Consider the following 22,674-nt stretch of genomic DNA (forward strand, 5'->3'; position numbering starts at 1 on the left):
CATGACTCTTGGCGAGAACTCGCCACACATCTGTTAGCTGACTTATTCGGCCGGTGCGTTCACTTCCGCCTGACGTCGTTCTTCAAGCTGTTGCCTCACCGCCTGCGATTTTTCTTTCGAGACATTGATCGTCATGATCAATCCGAGGGCGAGGGTATAGAGCAGGATCGGAACGCCGATATCGTAGACCCGCATCAGGAAGAACGTTGCGTCGCTCTGTTCGCCGCCGAGGCTGGCGTCAAGCCCGGTCGTGGCCAAAAGCCAGGCACCGGCCATGATGGCCACCGTCTGCCCCAGCTTGACGACCCACCAGTACATGGAGGCGAACATGCCCTCCCGGCGCTCACCGGTGCGCAACTCGTCCTGATCGACGATGTCGGCCATCATCGCCGGCATCAGTGTAAACAGCGAACCAAGACCAAAAGCCATCAACGGCGCCGGCACCAGAATCCACCAGGGGTTTTCAGGGCTGTAGGCGAATGTTTTCAACGCGTATCCGACCATGGCCAGCGCGATGGCAATGATGAAAGTCTTCCGCTGACCGATCCGCTTCGCCAGGTAGGTCACGAAGGCGACAATAAAGAAAGTCGCCACAATCCCGGTCGTTCCGAGCAGGCCGGCCATCGCTGCGCCGGCCGCCGTGTCACCGGAATACACGTAATAGGCAAGCACCCAGTAACTGTATGAGGAGATCAGGATAAACCCGTTGAAAACGAGGAAGGTCACCAGGCAGAGTTTCAGGAAGGGTACGAATGTCAGCGTCTGACCCATGCTTTTGAAGAATGCGCCGATTTCGGACAGGAAACCTGTCTTGCCGCCACGATGTGCTTTTTTTTCCTGCAGGGCGACAGTCGCCAGGCGCTCGCGCAGGAAGATGGCCGGAATTATGCCCGTGATGATGACAAGAATGGCGACGCCGCCGGCGACCCAGCGTGCGCCATCAATTGCATCTGGAAATTGCTTGGCAATCGCGAGCATGAAGAAGGACGGTATGAAGCCGATCTGGCCAATGAAATTCTGGGTGCCCATCAGCAGCGTGCGCTGGTCATAATCGGGTGTCAGCTCGTAACCGAGTGCCACCCAGGGCGTTGCGAAAATCGTGTAGGCAAGAAAGAAGATCAGCGAACCGATCAGATAATACCACGCATAGAAGGTCGGGCTCTGACCATCCGGGAATTGCCATAGAAAGAAGAAACACACGGCGACAAGAATCGCGCCAACGAAAATAAACGGTCGGCGGCGACCCCATCTGGATTTAAAATTGTCGGACATATAGCCGATGATCGGGTCTGTAACCGCATCAAACAGGCGCGGGAGGCTTGTAATCAAACCGAGCATGACAAGGCTGACGCCCAGATTTTCGTTCAGCAACACCACCATCGCCACGATTCCGTTGGCCAGCAGATTATTGGCGAAGGCGCCCGAGCCGTATGCCAGCCTGTGGAGAAAGGAAATACGATCTTCCGGTCGTGTCTCGGTTACAGCTTCGCTCATGGAAAAATCCTATCTGACGGCGCTCGAATGGCGTCGGTCAACTGGCGCAGGAGCGCGCCGTCTCGGTATCTTCGGGACAGTCATAGACCCGCACCCAATCGATAAGAAACTGGCGCGGATAGCCTTCATAGTCGACACCGCCAGCGGTATGGCTTTCGGCGAGGTGCCCCCCGATCGCCAGATTCAGGATAAGATGGAAACGCTGATCAAAGGGTGCGTTGGGGTTGCCTTCAGCAAGAGGGGAGTCGGTGTTCCAGTTCTCCGGCGTCAGATAGCCATAGCTCTCGCCATCCAGAAACCATTCGACCCGGCCCTCGGTCCACTCGATCGCGAACACATGGAAAACCTGTTCGCCATCAGGACCGGTCGGTAATGTCGTACGACGGTTTTCATAGCGGTTCTGCGGCCAGGCTCCGCCAAAGTGCAGCGTTCCGAACATGCGGTTCTCGACTGCACCGTCACAGTCCTCGCACTCAGCACCCAGATTGACGGCCTCGAGTATGTCAATCTCGCCCGATAACGCCCAGCCACCATAAACGTCATCCGTCGGCAGCATCCAGATCGCCGGCCAGGTTCCCTGACCTTCCGGCAGAAGAGCCCGGACTTCAATCCGGCCGTAACGCCAGTCGCCCTTGCCGCTTGTGTTCAGGCGAGCGGACGAAAAGGGCTGGGATGTCGTTTCGACGCGCTGCTCGGGCGTGACCTCGTCCATCAGGCGCGCGGGCCAGGCCGGCCCCGTCGTTTCTTCCAGATGGGCCTCGATGACGAGACAGCCTTCGTCGAGCCGGGCGTTGGTCTCCGACGCCGTGTAGCATTGCCGCTCTTCATTGCCGCCACCCCAGCAATCGACTTCACGGGTCCAGCGGTCTGTATCGATCTGCTCATCTTCGAATTCGTCGGACCAGACAAGCCGCCAGCCATTGTCGGACTCGCTGATGCCAGCCGATCCGTCGCAATCAGCCCAAACCATCGAGGATGAAACCAATCCTGCAGCAATTGCCAATGCCAGACGTCGCATCATGAATGTCCCCTGTTGGATTCGCGCGCATTCTCGCCTGGCACGCAAAGCGCCCATGACGGAGAGAAACACGGCCTGTTGTTTTCCGGGAAATAGAACATCCGCGCTGCCGACAAAATTCGTGCAGCCAAGTTCTCGCGATGCCAACCTAGGTTTGGCAATGCCTGTTCTCCCCAAAATGTTGCCCGTTTTCGGTGCAGATTTCTCCCAGTAATCAGGCTCGGGAACCCGATTGTCAATAAAAATGTCCAACCTTGTCATTATCGGCAGGCAATTGCCGAGAGAGTAAATTCCACAAAGGGCAGGGCCGGGATTATTCCGGTCAGGCCGGATTCCCGCACTCTGCGCGGTGGAACAACAAAAGTCAGGGGACCGGCTGATTTCTGGAAGCCTCCAGAACCGCATACCAGCTCTCATTGTCAAAACGGGTGGCTGTCATCTTGGCCACCTGACGTTCCATTCTTTCTATTTGCGTACCGCCCAGAATCGGAACCGGCGCCGACGGATGATGGCCCACCCATGCCAGCGCGGCGCCGGCAATGCCATCTTCGGACCCGTCATCAGCGATCTGTTCCAGCACCGTCCTCACGCGGTCAGCGGGAGCAAATCCGGGATCAAAGAAACGACCGCCGCCAAGGGGCGACCAGGCGGAAACAGCGCGTTTCGCCGATTGGGCATCGTCCAGAAGGCCGTTGTCCAGACAGGATGTTTCCAGCACCGAGAATTCGAGCTGGTGATGCGCAATGGGCAGAGACAGATGCGAGCCCAGAGTTTTCAGGCGCTCGCATGGAAAATTCGATACGCCGACCTGCCGGACCTTGCCCGATTGCACCATGCGCTCCAGGGCCGTCGCCAGCTCATCGAAGTTGAGAAGGTAATCCGGCCGATGCACAAGGAATATGTCAACAGCCTCTGTCCTGAGGCGACGGAGAGAGGTCGACAGGGAGTCCTCCAGATGTTGGGCATCATTGCGATAATGGTGAGCCGTGGCACCGTTGCCTTCGGACGCGAAGACGACCGCAGACTTGGCAATCAGCGAGAACCGGTCTCGAAGCTCCGCTGAGCTGGACAAGGCCTCACCGACCAGAGCCTCACTGTGTCCATTGCCGTAAATATCGGCAAGGTCGATCTGCGAGCATCCCATATCCGCGCAGCGGCCCAGAAAGGTCGCCAGAGCACCGGGTGTAGCCGTTTCCGGCGAAGCCGTTGCGCGCATGCTGCCCCAAATAAATGACATCTGGCATCTCCCTCCATCGGCCCTGGCAGCAAGCGGGCTGGCCGCCACCGGACACTGCTTATAACCTCTCCTGCAAGACAGGAGTCCAGATATGCTGCAACAGCGCCTGAGTGTGATTACCCTGGGGGTGGCGGACATTGAAGCATCACGGCGTTTCTACACTGACGTACTGGGTTGGAAGACCGATGATCGCGAGAACTGCATCTTCTTCGATCTGGGCGGGTATGCGCTCGCCCTTTATGAAGTCGGCAAGCTGGCCGAGGACATCAGCCTGACGATCACGCCACCGGAAAGAAGGGGCTTCAACGGCTTCACGCTCGCCTACAATGTTGGCTCCGCCGAGGAGGTTGACCAGCTGTTTCGAAAGCTGGCCGCACACAATGTCGATATCCTCAAACCGCCTCAAGCCGTTTTCTGGGGCGGATATTCGGGATATTTTGCGGACGTTGACGGTCATCCCTGGGAAATCGCGTTCAACCCTTTTGTGACCATTGATACGGCCGGCAGGATGCGGATGGACAAGCCGTCGGACTGACGCACTAGATTTTTTCGACGCGCACCCAATCGATCTGGATAGCTGCCCCCTCGCGGCGGATAAGGTCTGCGCTGGCAGGAGGCAAACCGTAATAAGGCGCCTTAAACCGGTTGACCTTGTACGGGTACTCGCCGCCGATCGCGAGATTCAAAATGAGGTGTTTCGGCGTGTCAAAACGCCATTTTCCGTACAGCTCGACCATGGGCCGGGTAACCCGGTAGATCGTACGTCCATCCACCTTGAACAGGATCGTCTCCGGGTCCCATTCAACTTCATATATGTGCCAGTCGGCCGCGGTCGCGCCATCCTCGAAAAAATACTTGTTCACCAGAGGCGTCTCGCCGGAATATCCAGGGCCATGAACCGCCACGCCGACCCAGTCGGATTCACCGACATATTCCAGGATGTCGATCTCGCCGGTTTCCGGCCAGCTGCCATTGCCCAGCATCCAGAAGGCCGGCCAGACGCCCTCTGTGTCGGGTAGCCGGATTCGCGCCGACGCCCGCCCGTGTGTGAAATCGAACTTGTCGCGCGTATCGATCCGTCCGGACACGAAATCGACGGAGCGCCCGTCCGGCGTCTGGAATCCGGCTGAGTAGCGCGCTCTGAGTTCAAGGACACCACCGGTTGCGCCGGCAATGCTGCCTTCAGGAAGCAGGCGGACAGTTCCCGGCGAGTCGATATACGCCTGCGCCTCCCGGTTAACCCAGAAGACCGGTCCCTCGACATTCCAGAGACTGCGGTCGAGTTCGCGACCATTGAAAGTGTCCTCAAAGAGGATGGATGACGCTTCAGTCGGTTTGCTATCTGACACTTCGGATCCCTTGATCTTCTCTGACGGGCCAAAATGATGCGCCGTCTGAAAAATGAACTGGCCTGTACGTTACAACTCTCTCGCGGACGGAGGCGGGGCTGTTGAGCCCCTGATTATCAGGCGGCATTCCAGCGTCGAATTCAGACCGTGTTGGGCGTCCGGGTCCGTATCAATCAAGCGCCTGACCGCTTCTTCAGCCATCACATCGAAAGGCTGGGAGACCGTCGTGAGGGGCGGCCATATCGTGGTGGCAATCGCAACATCATCGAATCCCGCAACCGATAGATCATCGGGTACAGAAAGGCCGAGACTGTTGGCCGTGTAGCAAACAGCTGCCGCCATTTCGTCATTGGCGGCAAAGATTGCAGTTGGCCGGTCATCGGCGTCGGCAAGCATCTTGCGCGCGCTCGTCAACGCGTCCCGAAAACTGAATTCTCCATCACCGATCCAGCCATCCCGGACCTTGAGGCCTGATTGCGACAGCGCGCGGAGATAACCCGCCTTTCTGAACTGGGTTGCAACATGACCGGCAATGCCGGCGATATGGCCGATTTTCGTATGTCCCAGAGCGATCAGATGTTGTGTAATCTCGAAGCCGGCCTGCTCCTCATTCACACCGAGGGATACAGCCCCCTCATTCATGATGGAGGGTGAAATCAGGGTGAAGGCAATGTCCTCGGCAATGAGCTGTTCGTGCAAAAGGGTTGAATCACAGAAAGGCGGAACAAGGATCATTCGCTTGACCCGCGTCCGGCTGGTAAAGGCAGCCAGTTCATCCGTCCAGTTGTCATCATTCTCGTCGATCAGGCCGGCGGTCAGAAAACAACCCGCATTACGGCATGCTTGCAGGGCGGCCATATGCAAGCGTCCCTGAAAACCCCCGCTCGAATCACTCAGTATGATACCGATGGCTCTCGATTGACCGCTTCTGAGCTCGCGGGCGGCAAAGCTTGGATGATAGTCCAGCTCCCGCATCGCAAGCTGGACTTTCTTCCGGGTTTCAGATCGGACATTGGTGGCATGGTTCAATACCCGGGACACGGTCTTGATCGACACGCCGGCCTTTTTTGCGACATCGAAGATTGTAACCATTACATCTCCCCGGACCTGCCCATTGCTTGTTTGCCGACGATAGAAGACCGAAAGCGCAAGCCAGCTGACAAGTCCTACCTGACCTCGGCCAGATCGGCAAAACGCTCTGCCACGGCGCGCTTCGGCTTGCGGTGGACGGTAAACACACCCCAGTGCTTCTCGGGTTCGTCAGGGTCCGAGGACCCTTTCCAGCTCTCGTCAAACGCCTCGAACACAAAAGTGATCACACCCTGCTCCCCGGACCAGGCTTCGAGCTGCGCCAGATAGCGAGCCTGCAGATCCTCGGAGGCATTGTGCGGTTCGATCCCGCGCCCGTTGGCGCGTGTTGTCCATCCGGCTTCGGTAATGACAACCGGCGTTTCGGGGAACCTGTCCTTTACCGCTCGAAAATTCGCTTCGGTATAGGCCATGGCCTCATCGATCGATTTGTATTCCCAGACCGGGTAGGTATGAACGCTCAGCACGTCCAGATAAGGCACCAGCGGATCGAGTTTTCCCGTCCACGGCACGTAATTCTCGCAGAATGTCACGGGATGACGGGCACGTCGGCGCAGCGTTTTCGCAAAATGGATGAGCCGGTCCACGCTGACCATGTGATCATTCCAGTCAACGCTGGCTTCGTTGCCGATCGAGACCGCCAGAACTTCTTTCCGGTATTTGCGGGACAGGGCGATCATCTCGCGGAGCTCTGCATTATTGCTCCGGCGGTTCGCCGCCAGAACGTCATCCGGATAGACACCCCCCCAAGGGCAGGAGGCATTATTGATCTCTGCCTGCAAACCCATGCCCAGCATGACTTTCAGCGGCAGACGCTTGTCTCTTATGACCCGCAGAACCGTAGCGGCATGAGGCGTGCAGTCATAGACCCGTATATATCGCCAGTGACGCGCAAGGATTTGTAAATCCTCGAAAATTTCATCATAGGATGGAAAAATACCCGATGGCGGACTCTGGCCATCGCGATAGCCCGAATAGCAAATGGCGGGCGCGAATTCCGGTGCGAATTTTCGTGGGGATCTGAAGAAACCGAACATCAGGACATATGGTATTTCGGATGTCCATCCTTGTCCCAAATGCCCCAGAACGCACCGACATCGCCCTCCTTGGCAACCTTCCAGGCCTCATCAAACCCGGCGAAATAGAACAGGTCGATGCCTTCCTCCTGCGTCCATTCCACGGCCTCGATAAGATATTTCATGGCGTTGATTTTCGACGGCTCTGCGCCCCGGTCCCGGGTTCCGACATTCGGCCAGCCCGTTTCGGCGATAATGACTTTCTTGCCTTTGGCAACGCGTTGAGCACGCCGGTACATTTCGCGCATATAGATATGCGCATGCTCGATCGGATAGCCTTCCCAGAAAGGATAGCAATTGACGAGGATGACATCGCAGGCATCGGCCACTCGCGGATGGTTCTCGAACAGGAAATAGGCATCGACATAGCCGACCGGTACGTCCACTTCCGCCTTGGCCCGCTCGATGTATGCGATCAACTGGTCCTCGGTGAGCTCTTTCCTGAGCATGACCTCATTGCCGATCGCCAGAATGCCCGCATGCCCCTGTTTGGCAATCTCGATACTGTTGGCGAGTTCAATCTCGTTATTCTCGAGGTCATCATCAATCCAGGCACCGACCATTGTCTTCAGACCCAGCCCGGAGGCGATAGCCGGAGCCAGTTCATTGCCGCGGGTACAGGAGAATGTCCGGACCCAGCGCGTATAGGGCGCCAGCATGGCCATGCGCGCACGGATCTGTTCGGCCGGGATCTCGCATGTGTTGTCCTGCCCGTCTGTATAGGGACTGAAGGCCAGCCCGTGCAGACCTTCGTCAAGGATTTCCCGGAGACGTTTTGACATGACAGCCTCGCCGGTCGTGGCCGGGTCCATGCCCATCAGGCTCAGCTTGCGATAATACGGATTGGACATCATCATCCCCATCAGAAATCGAACGTTTGAACAGCGCCAACTCCACTATGACAACGTTGGACATTTGACAAGTCGAAACAGCGCATATTCCGGACAGGCCCGGAATCGCGGTCACTTTTCTCGAATATGCGGGTCCGGTGCGCAGGCGATCCCGCGCCGCCAGTCTACTCTTCGGGGTCTATTCGGGTGACAAAGATGGGACCGAACTGGATCGTTTGACGGCCATATCCAAGATTGGCGCCGAAAACCACATCTTCCGCGTCGAAATCCGAGTTCGCGACGCCGCGAACCGTATAGTACTGGCCCTCGCTCGTCGGGCGGATATTCTCGCTGAATATGTTGTCATAGGGCTCTCGGGTCCGCACGATCTGGAGGTCAACATTGCCCGTTCCCAGGGAGTTGAGCGGCGATTCAGCACGCACCCAGACGCGGACCTCGACGGTATCTCCGGCCTGAATATCGCGAATCAGGGGCACGGTGACGCGCGAACGCCAGGCTTCCTGATTGCGGCGACGAATGCTCACCTCAAGGGCCGCACCACCGGGAGCCGTTACCGATTCAACAATGCTCCGGCGCACGCCGCGCCCTTCTGTATCCCAGCGCACGGACATGCGATCGTTGAGGGCTTCGTTCACCCGTGCGGACGCAACACCCGGCAACGTCATGCCCAATCCGATAATCGCCGCGACAAAAACGGCGGCCATCCTGTTTGTGCGCTTCTCAGTCATGATCAAATCCCCGGTTTCTCCTGAAAACACCGCCAAAATGTTAGCGATATCACCAGCCCGGCTCAAGACCAAAATCGCCGCGCCCATTGGCCGTCTTCCCGGAAACCGTATCAGACGAGCGCGAGCGGAGTCGTCCGGCTGGAATATCGAGCGTGTGCCTGGCGGACCCGCTGGCGACTGTCTGGCGACTGTCTGGCATATGATCGAAGGGATCGGCAACAAACGCTGGCGGGGTAAATCCCAACATCAGGCCCGGCTATGATCGGCAACCATTTCGCCCCGCAGCGGGTGTTCGAATGATGGATTTAAACATAGGGTCAAAGAGAACTCCCCGGACGATTGGCGAGTTGTGGATTCAGAATACGGGGGCGGACGCAATGAAAAAGGTTCGATGGGGCATTCTGGGCGCCGGCAGAATAGCCCGGCAGTTTGCCGCCGACATCCGGTTTGCGCCCACCGCCGGGCTTCATGCTGTCGGTGCCCGGCAAGGACCGAGCGCGATTTCGTTTGCCCGCGAATTCGGAATTCCCGCCGCACATGCTTCCTATGAAGCCTTGCTTTCGGATCCGGACGTGGACGCGATATATGTCGCGACGCCCCACAGCTTTCATCTGGAACAATCCCTGGCGGCCTTACGCGCAGGCAAGGCCGTGCTTTGCGAGAAACCCCTCACGACCAGTCCGGACGATTGCCGCGCACTCGCCCGGGCGGCGCACGATCAGGACACCTACCTCATGGAGGCGTTATGGACCGCCTTTCTGCCCTCCATTCAAAAAGCGCGGGAATGGCTGGATGACGGACGGATCGGCGAGTTGGTGCAGCTTCGCGCGGACTTTGGTTTCTCCGCTGCGTTCAATCCTCGGGACCGCCTCTGGAATCCCGCCCTTGCAGGCGGCGCCTTGCTGGATATCGGCATCTATCCAATCGCCTTTAACCGCTTGATGCTCGGTCGAGGGCCCGATCACATCAGTTCCATTCTGAAGATGGCGTCCACCGGCGTGGATGAAGAGGTTTTCACGATGTTCCAGACAGGGGACATCACGTCACTTCTGACCTGCTCGTTCAAATGCAATCTCGACAACACGGGCGTTCTGATTGGCACCAGAGGCCGGATTGTTCTTCCGGACTTCTGGCGATCAACATCGGCCTTTCTCTACGAAGACGGATCGTTGATCGAATCGTTTGATGACCAGCGCAGGGGAAACGGGTTTGAGTTCGAGATTGAAGCGGCCTCGCGTGACATTCTGAACGGCCGGAAACAATCGGAAACCGTACCGTTATCACTCAGCCTTGCCCTTCAGGAAGACATGGCCGACGTCATCAGTGCTGGCGATGCCGCCCGAGCCGGCTAACAGCGTCGCATTCGGCTGAAACAGCCTCCAGCGGGGCGTGGCCACCCCCCAAAGTGTACGTCAGACCCGGCCCTAACCGACGCACCAGTGGCTTGTATAAAACCCGCGATGGGGGCAGTTTGCCGACCGGGGAGACACACATGCCAACAAATCTTGCGCTCGATCCGCTACAGATCGGCATTTTTGCTGCGCTGACTCTGGCGATCGGGGCTTTGACCTGGTGGCGCGTCTCGCAAATGAAGAAGACTGCGGGGGACGACGAGAGCGAGTATTTCCTTGCCGGACGCAGTCTGGGCTGGATGCTGGTCGCGGGCTCGATCACGCTGACCAATCTGTCGACAGATCAACTGGTTGGCATGAATGGAAACCAGATGGCCCTGCTCGCCTGGTGGGAACTCTCTGCAGTTGTCGGGCTGATCATTCTCGCCTTTGTCTTCCTGCCAATCTACTACAAGAACAACTGCAGGACGACGACGGAACTCCTCGGCCAGCGCTATAATGACCGGAATATCCGCGCCCTCATCGCAGCGCTCTTCCTGCTTGGGAACATAATCGTTTTCCTCCCCGTCATGCTCTACACAGGTTCGCTCTTCCTGAAGTCCATGTTCGGCGTCGACTGGCCCATTCTGAGCTTTGCGATTCCCCTGGCACTGATCGGCTCGGCCTACGCCATTTTTGGCGGACTCAGAGCCGTTGCGGTATCAGATGCCATTTCCGGCGTAGGCGTGCTCGGCGTCGCGGTTCTGGTGGTCGTCCTGTCCCTCATGGCGATTGATTTCGATCTCTCGGGGATACCTGCCGAACGCCTGACAATGATTGGCGGCAATGATTCTCCCATACCGTGGCACACCCTGCTGACCGGCATGATCTTCATCCAGATTTTCTACTGGAGCACCAATCAGACCATTACCCAGCGTGCCATGGCTGCCAGCAGCCTGCGTGAGGCGCAAAAAGGGGTCATGGCCGCAGCGGGCATCCGGCTGCTGATCGTACCGGCGATTGTTGTCATTCCGGGCATTGTTGCATTCAAACTGTTTGGTGATGTGGGCGATGCTGCCTATGGGCAGATCGTGGGGGCCGTACTTCCGCCCTGGCTGTCAGGCGCTTTTGCCGCGATGATCGCGGCGGCTGTTCTGACCAGCTTCAATTCAGTTCTGAACTCATCGACCACGCTCTACGTCCTGGATATTCACGAGACCTACTTTGACTCCACGCCCAATGTGGGGCGGATGAACCTGGTAATCACGCTGATCTTTGTCGGCCTCGCCATTCTGCTCGTGCCCATCTATCAGAGCGCGGAAAGCATCATCAATCTGGTCCAGCAACTCTTCGGACTGTTGTCGATGCCAATCCTGTCCGCCTTCATTGTAGGGCTCGTCTTCCGCAATGTAGGCGCGGGCGCGGCCATGACGGGCGTGCTCTCCGGCACGCTGATTTATGCGTGCTTCACCTTCGTCTGGACACCGCTGCACTATATTCACCTGATGCTGATCACGCTGATCGCCTCAATCAGCATTGCGCTGATCTATAACCGGCTGATCCTCGGCAATAAGGAAGAGTTCGTCGGCATGCCGCGCTAGCTGCGCCAGGCAGCAACCCCGGCAGGCGGAAGCGTGGGGCCACCCAGAATAAAGTCGGGAGTCTCCGGTAGCAGCCCTTCGAGCGGTTCGGTTTCAAGGCCGTAGTTGAACGCAAACTCCAGTCTGCCGATGCGACGCAGACGAAGACTCAACCCGAGCGGTCTGGGCTCCAGCCCGGCGCGTTTGGCAAAAATTCCAGACAGGTTGAAAGCCGTGTCGGGGTCCGGCCAACCTGCTAGATAATGGATATTGTCGCTTTCCACCCAGAAGGGCGCGCCATCGGCAAACCGCGCTTCTACATGAACACCCAGCTCACTGTCCGGGGGCGGCAGTTCGAGGTGCTCTCGCCAGTTTACAATACGCAGCTCGCCGCCGGCCCAATGGGCCGTCTCAATGATGGACGGCCGCAAACTCTCCACACGCACGACCTTGACGCCGCTCAAAGACCGTAATTTGCCCGGTGGAAGTTCCGGCGGTATCTGGAATGTCCCCGTCTTTGATCCCGACCGGGGCAGGATGACCACTTGCGCCCGGCTGCTCCGGATCTGATCAACCAGCGCATCCTGAATGATCGGCAAGCCGGGAAGGACAATCAGCTTATAGTCGGACAGGTCTGCGCTTTGTGGGAGAATGTCAATCGACAGGCCGTTGGACCGCAGAGCCGAATAGGCGTCGAAGGTCTGTCGGAGCAAATCCATCCCCCGACCCTGCGGCTGGACCATGTGTGTCCACTGGCCCTCATAGTCAAAGATCAGCGCGACATCCGCCTGGCCCGGCTGCATCATGCCGAGTCTGGCAACATCCTCGGCAACCTGTCGCGCCTCCTCATAAGCCGGGGCCGGTTCGCCATCCGGCCGCTGGAGACCGGCGTGCATGTGCTCCTGCGCAAACGGCACCTGTCGCCAGCGAAACCAGCTGACCAGGTCAGCCCCGTGCGCCATTGCCTCAAGCGACCAGAGCCGCACCATACCGGGGAGAGGCGCCGGATTGTAGGGCGCCCAGTTCACCGGGCCCGGCTGTTGTTCCATTACCCCCCATTTGTGCGAGCAACCGCGATAGAGATCATGGTGGAAGGCCTGAAAGTCCGGATGTCCCTGGCGCAACCAATAGCGTTTCAGATCGTCCGGCACCGGGCTGAGATCCAGAAAACCGAGCGGGTAGCTGTCCCATGTCGCAATATCGATATCCGCCCCGACCTTGTGATGGTCAAAAGCGGTAAACGCACCCATGAAGTTGTGCGTGATCTCCCGGCCCGGCGAGTGCTGGCGGATAATATCGACCTGTTCGCGATTGAAGCGCGCCACCTGATCGGACGAGAAGCGCTGGAAATCGAGCCGGTGGGACGGATTGGCTTCCGTGACGGTGGCGCCGGGCAGATCGACCTCGTCAAAGGACCGATAGGTCTGACTCCAGAATGTCGTTCCCCAGGCGTCATTCAGCGCGTCTATCTCGCCATACCGGTCCTTTAACCAGAGACGGAAGGCCGCCTTTGCGGCGGGCGAATAGCTCTCTACCGTATCGTGACAGCCATATTCATTATCGGTCTGCCACATCACCACTCCGGGATGCTCGCCATACCGTTTGACCATTTCCGAAACGATCCGCCGGCATTCGCGTCGATAGGTTTCGCTGGAAAAGCAATAATGCCGCCGAGAGCCGAACCGCCTTGGACGGCCATGCGCATCCTGCGCCAGAATGTCGGGATGCCGGTCAATCAGCCTTTTGGGCGGTGTCGCCGTTGGTGTCCCCAGGATCAGACCGAGACCTTCACCGTGAAGCGTATCAATCGCGCGATCAAACCACGCCCACTCAAACCGGCCGGGTTCGGGCTCGAACCTGGCCCAGGCAAACTCGCCAATCCGGACACAGGACAGGCCGATCTCGGCCATTTGTCTGGCATCCCCGGCCCACATTTCTTCCGGCCAGTGTTCGGGATAATAGCAGACGCCCAGACGCATTACGTAATCCTTTCAAGGTGAATCAAACGCCCGCTCAGAGCGCGGCCCGGATCGAGTAAAAGGCCTTCCGTCAAAAGGCCCGCGCCGGAAAATTCTCCGACAGGCCAGAGCTCGGCCTCGCCCTCAAGCGCGATTTCATTCAGGCGGTACATGGCCCCTGCTTCCAGTCCCGCCAGCCGGATTCGTGGCTGCAGGGGACGCATGGGCGTATTGACCCGCAGAAGACGCAAAAGTGCCTGACCGCCATCTCTGGAAAGAGACATCTGGACATCAGGATCACTGTCAGCCTCGCTGATCCGGATCCATCTCCCCTCCACCATCCAGTCGCGGTGCCGCTTGTAGATATCTATACCGCGCCTCAGCACAACGCGATCGGCCTCCGGGATTGTCTCCGGGTCCGCCTCGATTCCGAAGTGTCCGAAGAGTGCTGCAAGCACGCGGAAGCTCATCGGGACATATCGACCGGTCATAGGATTCGGGCTCGGGCCGACATGCGCGCCACACATTTCCGCAGGGAAAAGCAGGCTGGCGGCCCGCTGTATGCGGATGCGGTCAATCGCGTCCGTGGCGTCACTGGTCCAGAAACGCTGGGTATACGCGGCGATGCCGGCATCCATCCGCCCCCCACCGCTGGCGCAGCTTTCGATGACAACAGGATGCGCTGCAGTGATCCGCTGCATGAGCGCATAAAGCCCGTCAGTCTGGGCGGCTGCACGCGCAATCCCCATGCGCGTGGCCGGATAGAGGTCGCGATTGCAATCCCATTTCAGATAACCGATCGGATACGCTGCCAGCAGGGACGAGATCGCGTCAAAAACAAAGGTCTGCACCTCTGGAAGGGCGAGATCGAGCACAAGCTGATGTCGACCCGTCGCGAGGGCTTCGTCAGGATGGCCCAACACCCAGTCCGGGTGTGCGCGATAGAGATCGCTGTCCGGGCTCACCATTTCGGGTTCGACCCACAGACCAAATTCCATGCCTTCCTGATGGACGACATCAACAAGGGGCTGGAGCCCGTCGGGAAACTGCCGGCCATCAACGACCCAGTCGCCCAGGCTGGTCTGGTCATTCCGACGCCCCTTGAACCAGCCATCATCAAGGATGAAACGCTCTGCACCCAGCGCCGCGGCTTGTCGGGCCAGAGCCATACAGCTGGCTTCATCGACCGCGAAATATCGGGCTTCCCATGTATTGAAATGGACCAGCCGCGCCACCTTCCGCGAGCGGCAACGGAGCGTCTCGTGAAAAATCTGTGAGACGCCGTTAAAGCCCTGATCGGAAAGCGCCAGCAAGGCTTGAGGTGTTTCCATGTCTTCCAGAGATGAAAGGATGCATTCGCCCGGCGCCCAATTGGCCTCAGCCAGGATCTGTCCCTGGCCATCCGTCGCGCGCTCGGCAGCAAGCCGGAACGCCCCGCTCCAGGCCAGATGCGCGGTCAGGGCGCGACCCGCATGCTCGGATGTTGCCGTTTCGCACAGGGTCAGTGTTGGCCCACCGTCAAATCCGGGTCGACCGGAACGGCCCACCTGTTCAACACGGCCAGATGTCCAGGGCGTGCGAATACTATGCCCTTCCCGACCCCAGGCGCCGGCCTGACTCAGCACGACATTCGCCCAATCAGGCGCTGGCAGCAGACAGGACGCAAGGCGCTGCACGCAGATCCGCGAAGCGCCCGAATTGACAATACGAGAGGATGTGACAAGCGCATCCCCGTCGAAACGGATCAGGCTTTCGACGCGAATCCCGAGTGCGGCATCTTCAGCGTCGAGAAGAATTCCGTCGCTTGCCTCGCGGATCTCCGGATCGCTCAGTCGGATGCGGCGGCCTGTCTCCAGACAAAAGCCTTCTATCTGGGCAATGCCATGAAACCCCTTTCCATGTTCCGGCATCAGGCCCGGACCTGTCGGAATATCCGGACTGGCAGGCAGTCGCTGGAAAGAAGCGGCCCTGGCCATCTGCGCGTTGGATGCGCGGCCGAACCAGACGAGATGGGCCGCACCATCCTCACCCCGCTCGGCTATCAGCGACAGCGTCCGGCCTTGAAGCCGCACCCTCACAGGTCCCAATCCTTCTGGTGAAACCGCCAGGCGTCTTCAACAATTGTGCGGATGTCCGATCGTTGCGGCGAGAAATTGAGGAGGGAGCTGGACAGGCGTGTATCGGAATACAGCTCGGCGGCATCGCCGGGACGACGCGGTTGAACGACCAGAGGCACTTGCCGACCTGTGACGGCTTCAACGGCTTCGATCACTTCCCGTACCGTTATGCCGGTCCCCGTTCCCAGATTGCAGGCGAAACTGTCGCCACCTGCCACGAGCCGGTCCATCGCCGCCAGATGCCCCGTAGCCAGATCATCAACATGAATGAAGTCACGCACGCAGCTGCCATCGCGGGTGGGATAGTCATCGCCGAAAAGATGAAACGCGTCCAGCAAACCGCCCGCTGCCTTCAACGCATTGGGGATGAGGTGGGTTTCCGGGTCATGCCTTTCGCCAATCGCGGCATCCGGGCTGGCACCGGCAGCATTGAAATAGCGAAGTGCGGCAAAGCGCAGCCGGCTGGCGCTCGAGACATTTTCCAGAGCGTGTTCGACCGCCAGCTTGGTGCGGCCATAGACATTGCCCGGCTTGCGGCTCTCGCTTTCCGGAATGGGGAGTGTGTCGGGTTGGCCATAGACCGCACAGGTAGAAGAGAAAACAAAGACCTCACACCCCTGCCGGACCATCGCCTCGAGCACATTCAATGTGCCCGCGACATTATTCTGCCAGAAGGCCAGGGGTTCGCGTTCGCCGATCCCGACTTCGATAGAGGCTGCAAAGTGTATGACAGCTTCCGGCTGACACCGGCTGAAGACGCGGTCGAGTGCCTTCGGATCTCGAATATCGCCTTCAATCAACGGCCCCCATTTTACAGAATCGCGATGTCCGGCCGAAAGATTGTCAAACACGATCGGCGTATCACCACGCGCTGCGATCGCCTTGCAGACATGCGAGCCGATATATCCCGCACCACCCGGAACAAGAATATTCATTTCAAACCTCCGGCATGAGCGTTCTCGGAATTCAGCCAACAGACAAGCCGGGCCTGCGGACAAGCCGCATTCAGCCTGCCCCACCAGTCCTCGGGTGCATCGGCGCCGAGCAGAGCGACGATACATCCGCCAAAGCCGGCCCCGGTCAGCCGCGCACCTCTGGCACCAAGGCGTGTCGCATCCCGGACCAGATCATCGATCCCGGCGGTCGAAACCAGGAAATCATCCCGCAAGGATGCGTGGCTCTCATTCATTGTCATTGCAAAGGTCGAGATGTCGGATTGCCGGACCGCTTCCAGCGCCGCGACAGACCGCTTGTGCTCTGACACGACATGTCGGGCTACCGGCTGCGACCGCGGGTCGAGGTCATCAATATTCGTCGCCTGACACAGCCAGTCGACCCCCAGCTTCTCCGCAGCCGCGAGGCAGGCACGGCGTTTTTCGGCGTACTGACCATCGGCCAGCTGCCGGCCCACTCCCGAGTGAATCACGGCGAATCTCCAGTCCTTCGGAATCGGCAGGGTCTCGACACCCAGTGATATCGTATCCAGTGCGATCAGTTCGCCGGGCCTCGCATGGGTAACGGCCATCTGATCCATAATCCCGCACGGTACGCCGATAAACTCGTTTTCGATCCGGCGGGCCAGAAGAGCGATTTCCTTCGGGCCGGCATCATCCGGCTTGAGTGCGGCCAGCACCCCGACGGTCACAGCGGCCGAGGAGGACACGCCTGCGCCCGCAGGAATGTCGCCATCAAGATGAACACGGATACCGCCATCCACCCAGCCCATTTCACGAGCCGTCTGTAACGCTCCGAAAACGTAATCCGCCCACTGTCCGGAAGCCGGCTGATCGAGATCCCCCTCAGCCACGTTGTCAAACTGCGCCGAGCTGACGCGGTCCCGGACTCCCGGCAAGGCCGTGGTTGTCACCGTCACGCCGAGCGGCAGAGCTGCCGGCAGCACCAGGCCACCATTGAAGTCGATCCATTCCCCGATCAGATTGACCCGGCCCGGCGTCCAGCTTTGTCGCCTCATCCCGCTTGCCTGAGATCTGCAGCCGCCGCCCTCGGGTCCACATCAACGGTAAACACGCCGGTCGCCTGCTCGACACTGGCGAGGTATTTGAGCCGGCCGGCAGATCTCATGATCGGGTAGAACTGAACGGAAAACTGAAACCCCTTCGACAATCCATTCGGGGCTCCGTGAAAACTCATCATGTAGGGCATGGGCTGGTCAAACAGTCGATCGTATCGGGCGACGGTATCGCCCAGAAGCGATGCCAGGCCATCCACTTCGTCAGCCGAAAAATCCCAGGGCCCCTGTTTTCGCGCGCGTGTGGACAGCCAGGTTTCGTAGGGGAAGCGGCCAAAGGGGGGGCAATAGGAGAAAACCCCACCCGCATCCGCCACCGAGAATTCGGCGCCCCAGTCCTGACGATCGCCTTCCAGATCATATCCCTGCGAAAAGGCGTCCGCCGCACGCGCCTGGGGCTCGGGAATAACGGGGAATGAATAGATTTGCCCATGCGGATGAGCCAGCGTCACACCGACCGCCTCTCCGCGATTTTCGAACGGCAGGACATAGGCTGCCCCGGCGCTGAAATGATGCTGATAGCGATCAATCAGGGCCTCGACCAGCAAGATCCGTCGCGCTTGCCCGATTGTCGCCAGCGAGCCTTCAGCCGCCGGTGAGAAGACAACGACTTCGGCATCGCCAATAGCCGGTCTCGCCTTCCAGGGCGCGGAGAACGGCTCCGGAGCTTCGGGATGCAGACTCGGAAAGCGGTTGCCGAATATGGCCAGCTCGAAGTCGGAAAACGGTATCTCTGTCATTGGACCGCCGGGCCGGGCCGGGGCCAGCGGATTGGCCGCGTCAGATGGCTTGAACGTCCGGTTCTGGCGATGCGGCGAGTAGAGCGCCCACTCCTGACGCAGGGGGTGAAACCGCATCTCGGAACCCGATGAAACAGCTTCGTCAAACTCGGGCCCTGCCTCTCCCTCATGGGGCGCATAGCCGTAGAGATATAGCGAGCGCCCATCCGCCTTGGCGTGATGCCGACGGTAATACGCCGATGAACGACCCTCAATTCTGGCAGCACACATCCAGACGCTCTCCCCGCGAGAAGGATTAGGCAATTGACACGGAAGTTCAACGGGCAATTGGCCGTCGATCACGATAAGAAGGCCGGGGCGTTTTGCCGGTTCTGCCTGAACCGGCAGCAGCTATCCTGAAAGCGCTGGCCTTTCGGCCGTCAATTCCAGAGGCAACCGGATCGTGAAGACCGAGCCCACACCGGGTTTCGATTGAACCTCGATTTCACCGCCCATGGCGTTGATGAGACTGCGGGTGATGGCAAGACCGAGCCCGGTTCCGCCAAAATCGCGAGAGATGGAATCCTCTGCCTGGGTGAATTTATCAAACACCTGGTCAAGCTTGTGCGACGGAATGCCGATGCCGGTGTCCGTGACTGTGAACATTATGGACGCCACACCCTGTTCGACAGAATCGCAATCGACATCGATCCGGACATGGCCCCGCTCCGTGAATTTCACGGCATTGCCGACAATATTGGTCAACGCCTGACGAATCCGTCCCGGATCACCATTGACGGCGTCCGGCACATTCGGCTTCACATCCACGCAAAGCTCCAACCCCTTGCCCTGGGCCGAGATGTCCAGCAGCTTCGCGACGTCATGAGCAATCTCGCCAGCGCTGAATGGCAATGATTCGATCTGAAGTTTGCCAGCCTCGATCGAGGACAGGTCCAGAATATCGTTGATGATCGTCAGCAGGGCCGATCCGGAGGTTTCAATGATTTCTGCATATTTTTGCTGTTTCTCGTCCAGACCGGTTTGCTGGATGAGTTGGGCAATACCGAGTATGCCATTCATGGGCGTTCGGATTTCATGGCTCATATTGGCGAGGAATTCCGATTTTGAAGTGTTGGCCAGCTCCGCCCTTACCCGTGCCGCTTTCAGCTGGGCCGCTGCCGTGTTCATTTCAACAACAAAGAAAATGGTCGCAACGCCCGCCAGCAATAATGCAAGCACCAGACTGACAAGCGTCCACATCGAGATCTCGGCATAGGAAAGGGTTGGCATCACCTCATCAAGTCCGGTGCCGGCCGCCACGCCATGGAAATGCCCCCAGATCAAAAGGCCCAGGGTTGCCGCATTGATCACCGCAGCCTTTTTCCATGTTGTGGTGAGTGAGGACGCCACACAGATCGCCACGAGAAAAAATGGCGCGCGCGTCATCAGGCCGCCGGCCATATAGATGGTCCAGGCACAGAAAATGACCGCGAAACCGAGTACAAATGTCTGAGTGCGTTCAAGGTCGAGGCCAAGACGCAAATAGAGTGGAGCCGCTATCAGAATGAGGGGGCCAAGCGTCGTGCCCAGTGTAAAGACCGGATAGTCCGAGAACGCCTCGAGCAGATAGATGAAGCTGGAGAGAAAGGACAGCCCGCCTCCGACCACAGCGAACGCGACGAATGACCGCGTTCGCGCGCGGATCAGAAAGCTGTCTTCCCAGATGTTGTTCTCGCTCATTGGCAATATCACTTCCGACGCGCGTCCAGAAAAGCCACTCTTCAGGGAACTTGGTAAACGGCGCCCTAAACCTGCCTGTTCGGTCGCGGCCGGGCGACAGCAGGCGGCTCTCGGAAATCACGATAAACACGTTCAGGCGGTCAGCACGCGGTCGTTGATCGCGCCACATGGGCTCTGAACGAGGTTGCAATCTCTTTGATAAAGCTTGTACCTCTGCAGGATCACACCATCGTTTGGGGTATCATGATCGTTTGTTACGCACCGACAGAACAACGCGGCCAGCTCAGCCATCCGGATCTCTCCGGGCGTCACCTGAACGCTGAAGACAGAGAGCCGGAGCAATGAAAGAAGCCCGCGTTTCGGCACCTATCTCCGGCGTCACACCGTCGAACCACCGGACCGGCATCACCGGAATGAGGTATGTGCCATGAACAGGGTGCGTCGGTTTTTCGTTACGATCCGCAATCACCTGATCGGCATTTTGCTGCTCGTCGGCACTGTGGTGACGTTCGCGCTGGCCTTTTCTGCCTGGCATGCCCTTTTGCCGACATCTTTGACCGGGTGGGAACGCATTTCGCAAGCGGCCTATCTGGCGCTGCGGGCCTTCGTATTTGGAGATGAATATGCAGGAATCGGGTTACGAAACCTGGGTATCGTGGAAACAGGGAATCTGCCTGCTTCCATACAGAATCAACTCTATACTGCACGCTGGACGGGGGCATTTGTCGCACTTGGAGCGGTGGTAAAGGCGGCGCTTACCGTCTTCAGAGAACCCCTGATACGTCTTCAGGCGATGATGCGGGCGCGACACGCAGTGGTATTCGGTGATACCGTAATTGCACGTAAGTTTGCCGAGGACTGGGCTGCGGTCCGGAAGCTTCCGGTAACCCATCACGCCCACGAGGTCGAACACCAGTGGGATGGCGTGCTCACACTTCCCCGGAACGCCCGGTTGAACGCTGGACTGACCCTCAACAGCCTGCGCTGGGCCGACCGGATCGTCATATCAGAATCTGATGAAGCCGCGACCGTCGAGACCGCCTTGGAAGCCGCCCGACGACGGCCAGAGACTCCGGTCTTTGCGATTGTGCGCGACCCGTGGCTCGCAGAACATGTGCATCATGCGATGGAACACGAAGCCGCTGCCAGCGGCCAGGGAGACTTGCTTGTTACGGTTTCAGAGCACTCGGCTTCGGCACGGGCTGTCTTGTACCGTCATCCCGCTCACCTTATTGCCGAGCGTTCCGGCCAGGACCGGATCCACATTCTTATTGCCGGCTTGGGTGGGTTGGGCGAAGCACTCGTGCGTGACCTGCTGCATACGAATCTGGTCTCCTTTCTCGACCGACCGATGATCACGGTGCTCGACCTTGAAGCCCGGGCAAAGAGCACGAAATTTGCTCTACGCTATCCCGGCATTATCGATCATTACGATATTTCGTTCATCGAATGCGATGCTGCGACGATGGATAATGCGGCGTGCACGCTTCTCGAGGAGCGGGTTGCTGTGGCTCCAGTAACGGCCGCCTATGTCACGACAGGCGAGCGCGCACCGCCTTTGAGTATCGCGTTGGGCTTGCAGGAGCAGGCTCAACGCAATGCGCTTTTCCAGGCGCCGATCTTCATCGCGGCGCGCGACGGAGCTGGCTTGCCCGTGCACCCTGGCGGCGGGAATTTCGAATCTTGCGAGCTCATCGCCTTTGGGTCATGGGCCGATATCAATACTGCGGGCGGACTCCTGGACCGGGAACCGGATCGGCTTGCGAAGGAAATTCATGAAACATATTTGAAGTTCGAGTCGGGCGGCGAGGCTGCAGCACCGTGGCCAAAGCTCAAGGAACGCTTCCGAAACTCAAACCGGCGAGCCGTCGCTCACACGCAAGCGAAGCTTGCCAGCCTCGGTTTTGACATCAGTCCGCTGACCCGCGAATTTTCTATCGAACTTGATCGCCCGACCATTCGCACGGGCGAAAAGCTCTTCCGCAACGCAACCGAATTAATGAATATCGCCAGGCTTGAACATGACCGTTGGAGTGCCGATCGCCTCGTTGACGGATGGCGATACGGCCCGACCCGCGACAACCTCAAGCGAACCCACCCCAACCTCGTTCCCTTCGATGAGCTGCCACCCGACATTGCCGCATACGACATCCGGCTCGTCGCCCGGCTGGCCGACTGGATAGGCACAGGCAGTGACGGGCTGCAGCGCAGCGCGCGCTTTTTGACCCCTCCGCCCGAGCGGGCCGAAGATCGCGCAACGCTGAAAGCGGCGGAGGTTGATTTCGATGCAATGGGTCGGCTCTGAGCTTCTTTGGCTTCCGAATGCATCGAACTCTTGATAGCGTTGTCTTCAGCGCT

Annotated in this window: 18 protein-coding genes; 4 read left to right on the forward strand and 14 right to left on the reverse strand. The window is 58.8% G+C overall.

The window, feature by feature from the left end:
* Positions 1–42 precede the first annotated feature (42 nt).
* From HXX25_RS10260 to HXX25_RS10270, 3 genes are all read right to left on the reverse strand, one after another.
* Positions 43–1,494 carry an MFS transporter gene (locus HXX25_RS10260; protein WP_187165828.1) on the reverse strand — a complete coding sequence of 484 codons (1,452 nt, stop codon included), beginning with the start codon at positions 1,492–1,494 and terminating at the stop codon, positions 43–45.
* Between the two features lie 37 nt (positions 1,495–1,531).
* Positions 1,532–2,515, reverse strand: a complete 984-nt coding sequence (locus HXX25_RS10265) for a glycoside hydrolase family 16 protein (RefSeq protein WP_187165829.1) — start codon at positions 2,513–2,515, stop codon at positions 1,532–1,534.
* A gap of 361 nt (positions 2,516–2,876) precedes the next feature.
* Positions 2,877–3,749 (reverse strand): aldo/keto reductase, encoded by an 873-nt coding sequence (locus HXX25_RS10270; RefSeq protein WP_187165830.1) that lies wholly within the window; start codon positions 3,747–3,749, stop codon positions 2,877–2,879.
* A 91-nt stretch (positions 3,750–3,840) separates the two neighbouring features.
* Between HXX25_RS10270 and HXX25_RS10275 the strand changes: the two genes are divergently transcribed.
* Positions 3,841–4,284 (forward strand): VOC family protein, encoded by a 444-nt coding sequence (locus HXX25_RS10275; protein WP_233346641.1) that lies wholly within the window; start codon positions 3,841–3,843, stop codon positions 4,282–4,284.
* A gap of 4 nt (positions 4,285–4,288) precedes the next feature.
* Here the strand turns inward: HXX25_RS10275 and HXX25_RS10280 are convergent, their stop codons facing one another.
* The 5 genes from HXX25_RS10280 to HXX25_RS10300 form a co-directional block, all read right to left on the reverse strand.
* Positions 4,289–5,098: a family 16 glycosylhydrolase gene (locus HXX25_RS10280; protein WP_233346642.1), complete on the reverse strand. Its 810-nt coding sequence runs from the start codon at positions 5,096–5,098 to the stop codon at positions 4,289–4,291.
* Positions 5,099–5,167: 69 nt separating this feature from the next.
* Positions 5,168–6,190: a LacI family DNA-binding transcriptional regulator gene (locus HXX25_RS10285; protein ID WP_187165831.1), complete on the reverse strand. Its 1,023-nt coding sequence runs from the start codon at positions 6,188–6,190 to the stop codon at positions 5,168–5,170.
* A gap of 74 nt (positions 6,191–6,264) precedes the next feature.
* On the reverse strand, positions 6,265–7,224 hold the full coding sequence (locus HXX25_RS10290; RefSeq protein ID WP_187165832.1) for a glycosyl hydrolase family 17 protein: 960 nt from the start codon (positions 7,222–7,224) through the stop codon (positions 6,265–6,267).
* The gene (locus tag HXX25_RS10295) at positions 7,224–8,114 is read right to left on the reverse strand and encodes a glycosyl hydrolase family 17 protein (protein WP_187167819.1); all 891 of its coding nucleotides are present in this window, start codon (positions 8,112–8,114) and stop codon (positions 7,224–7,226) included. The genes HXX25_RS10290 and HXX25_RS10295 overlap by 1 nt, the downstream gene beginning before the upstream one ends.
* 164 nt (positions 8,115–8,278) lie before the next feature.
* Positions 8,279–8,842, reverse strand: a complete 564-nt coding sequence (locus tag HXX25_RS10300; protein ID WP_187165833.1) for a hypothetical protein — start codon at positions 8,840–8,842, stop codon at positions 8,279–8,281.
* 377 nt (positions 8,843–9,219) lie between these two features.
* Here HXX25_RS10300 and HXX25_RS10305 point away from each other — a divergent pair, with 377 nt between their 5' ends.
* Together HXX25_RS10305 and HXX25_RS10310 are read left to right on the forward strand one after the other, a co-directional pair.
* Complete coding sequence (locus tag HXX25_RS10305; RefSeq protein ID WP_187165834.1) at positions 9,220–10,194, forward strand: Gfo/Idh/MocA family protein; 975 nt, start codon at positions 9,220–9,222, stop codon at positions 10,192–10,194.
* Positions 10,195–10,334: 140 nt separating this feature from the next.
* On the forward strand, positions 10,335–11,774 hold the full coding sequence (locus HXX25_RS10310) for an SLC5 family protein (protein ID WP_187165835.1): 1,440 nt from the start codon (positions 10,335–10,337) through the stop codon (positions 11,772–11,774).
* Here HXX25_RS10310 and HXX25_RS10315 read toward each other — a convergent pair.
* The 6 genes from HXX25_RS10315 to HXX25_RS10340 form a co-directional block, all read right to left on the reverse strand.
* Positions 11,771–13,732 carry a beta-galactosidase gene (locus HXX25_RS10315; protein WP_187165836.1) on the reverse strand — a complete coding sequence of 654 codons (1,962 nt, stop codon included), beginning with the start codon at positions 13,730–13,732 and terminating at the stop codon, positions 11,771–11,773. The two genes, HXX25_RS10310 and HXX25_RS10315, sit on opposite strands and share 4 nt — an antisense overlap.
* Positions 13,732–15,789 carry an alpha-galactosidase gene (locus tag HXX25_RS10320; RefSeq protein ID WP_187165837.1) on the reverse strand — a complete coding sequence of 686 codons (2,058 nt, stop codon included), beginning with the start codon at positions 15,787–15,789 and terminating at the stop codon, positions 13,732–13,734. Before HXX25_RS10320 ends, HXX25_RS10315 begins: the two co-directional genes overlap by 1 nt.
* Positions 15,786–16,763, reverse strand: a complete 978-nt coding sequence (galE, locus tag HXX25_RS10325) for a UDP-glucose 4-epimerase GalE (RefSeq protein WP_187165838.1) — start codon at positions 16,761–16,763, stop codon at positions 15,786–15,788. The genes HXX25_RS10320 and galE overlap by 4 nt, the downstream gene beginning before the upstream one ends.
* Positions 16,760–17,800 (reverse strand): galactokinase family protein, encoded by a 1,041-nt coding sequence (locus HXX25_RS10330; RefSeq protein ID WP_187165839.1) that lies wholly within the window; start codon positions 17,798–17,800, stop codon positions 16,760–16,762. The genes galE and HXX25_RS10330 overlap by 4 nt, the downstream gene beginning before the upstream one ends.
* Complete coding sequence (locus HXX25_RS10335; protein WP_187165840.1) at positions 17,797–18,867, reverse strand: galactose-1-phosphate uridylyltransferase; 1,071 nt, start codon at positions 18,865–18,867, stop codon at positions 17,797–17,799. Before HXX25_RS10335 ends, HXX25_RS10330 begins: the two co-directional genes overlap by 4 nt.
* A 120-nt stretch (positions 18,868–18,987) precedes the next feature.
* Positions 18,988–20,316, reverse strand: coding sequence for an ATP-binding protein (locus tag HXX25_RS10340; RefSeq protein WP_187165841.1), 1,329 nt, complete (start codon positions 20,314–20,316; stop codon positions 18,988–18,990).
* 427 nt (positions 20,317–20,743) lie between these two features.
* Between HXX25_RS10340 and HXX25_RS10345 the strand changes: the two genes are divergently transcribed.
* Complete coding sequence (locus HXX25_RS10345) at positions 20,744–22,621, forward strand: RyR domain-containing protein (RefSeq protein WP_187165842.1); 1,878 nt, start codon at positions 20,744–20,746, stop codon at positions 22,619–22,621.
* The last annotated feature ends 53 nt before the right edge of the window (positions 22,622–22,674 follow it).

Source organism: Hyphobacterium sp. CCMP332, assembly GCF_014323565.1.
GTDB lineage: Bacteria > Pseudomonadota > Alphaproteobacteria > Caulobacterales > Maricaulaceae > Hyphobacterium.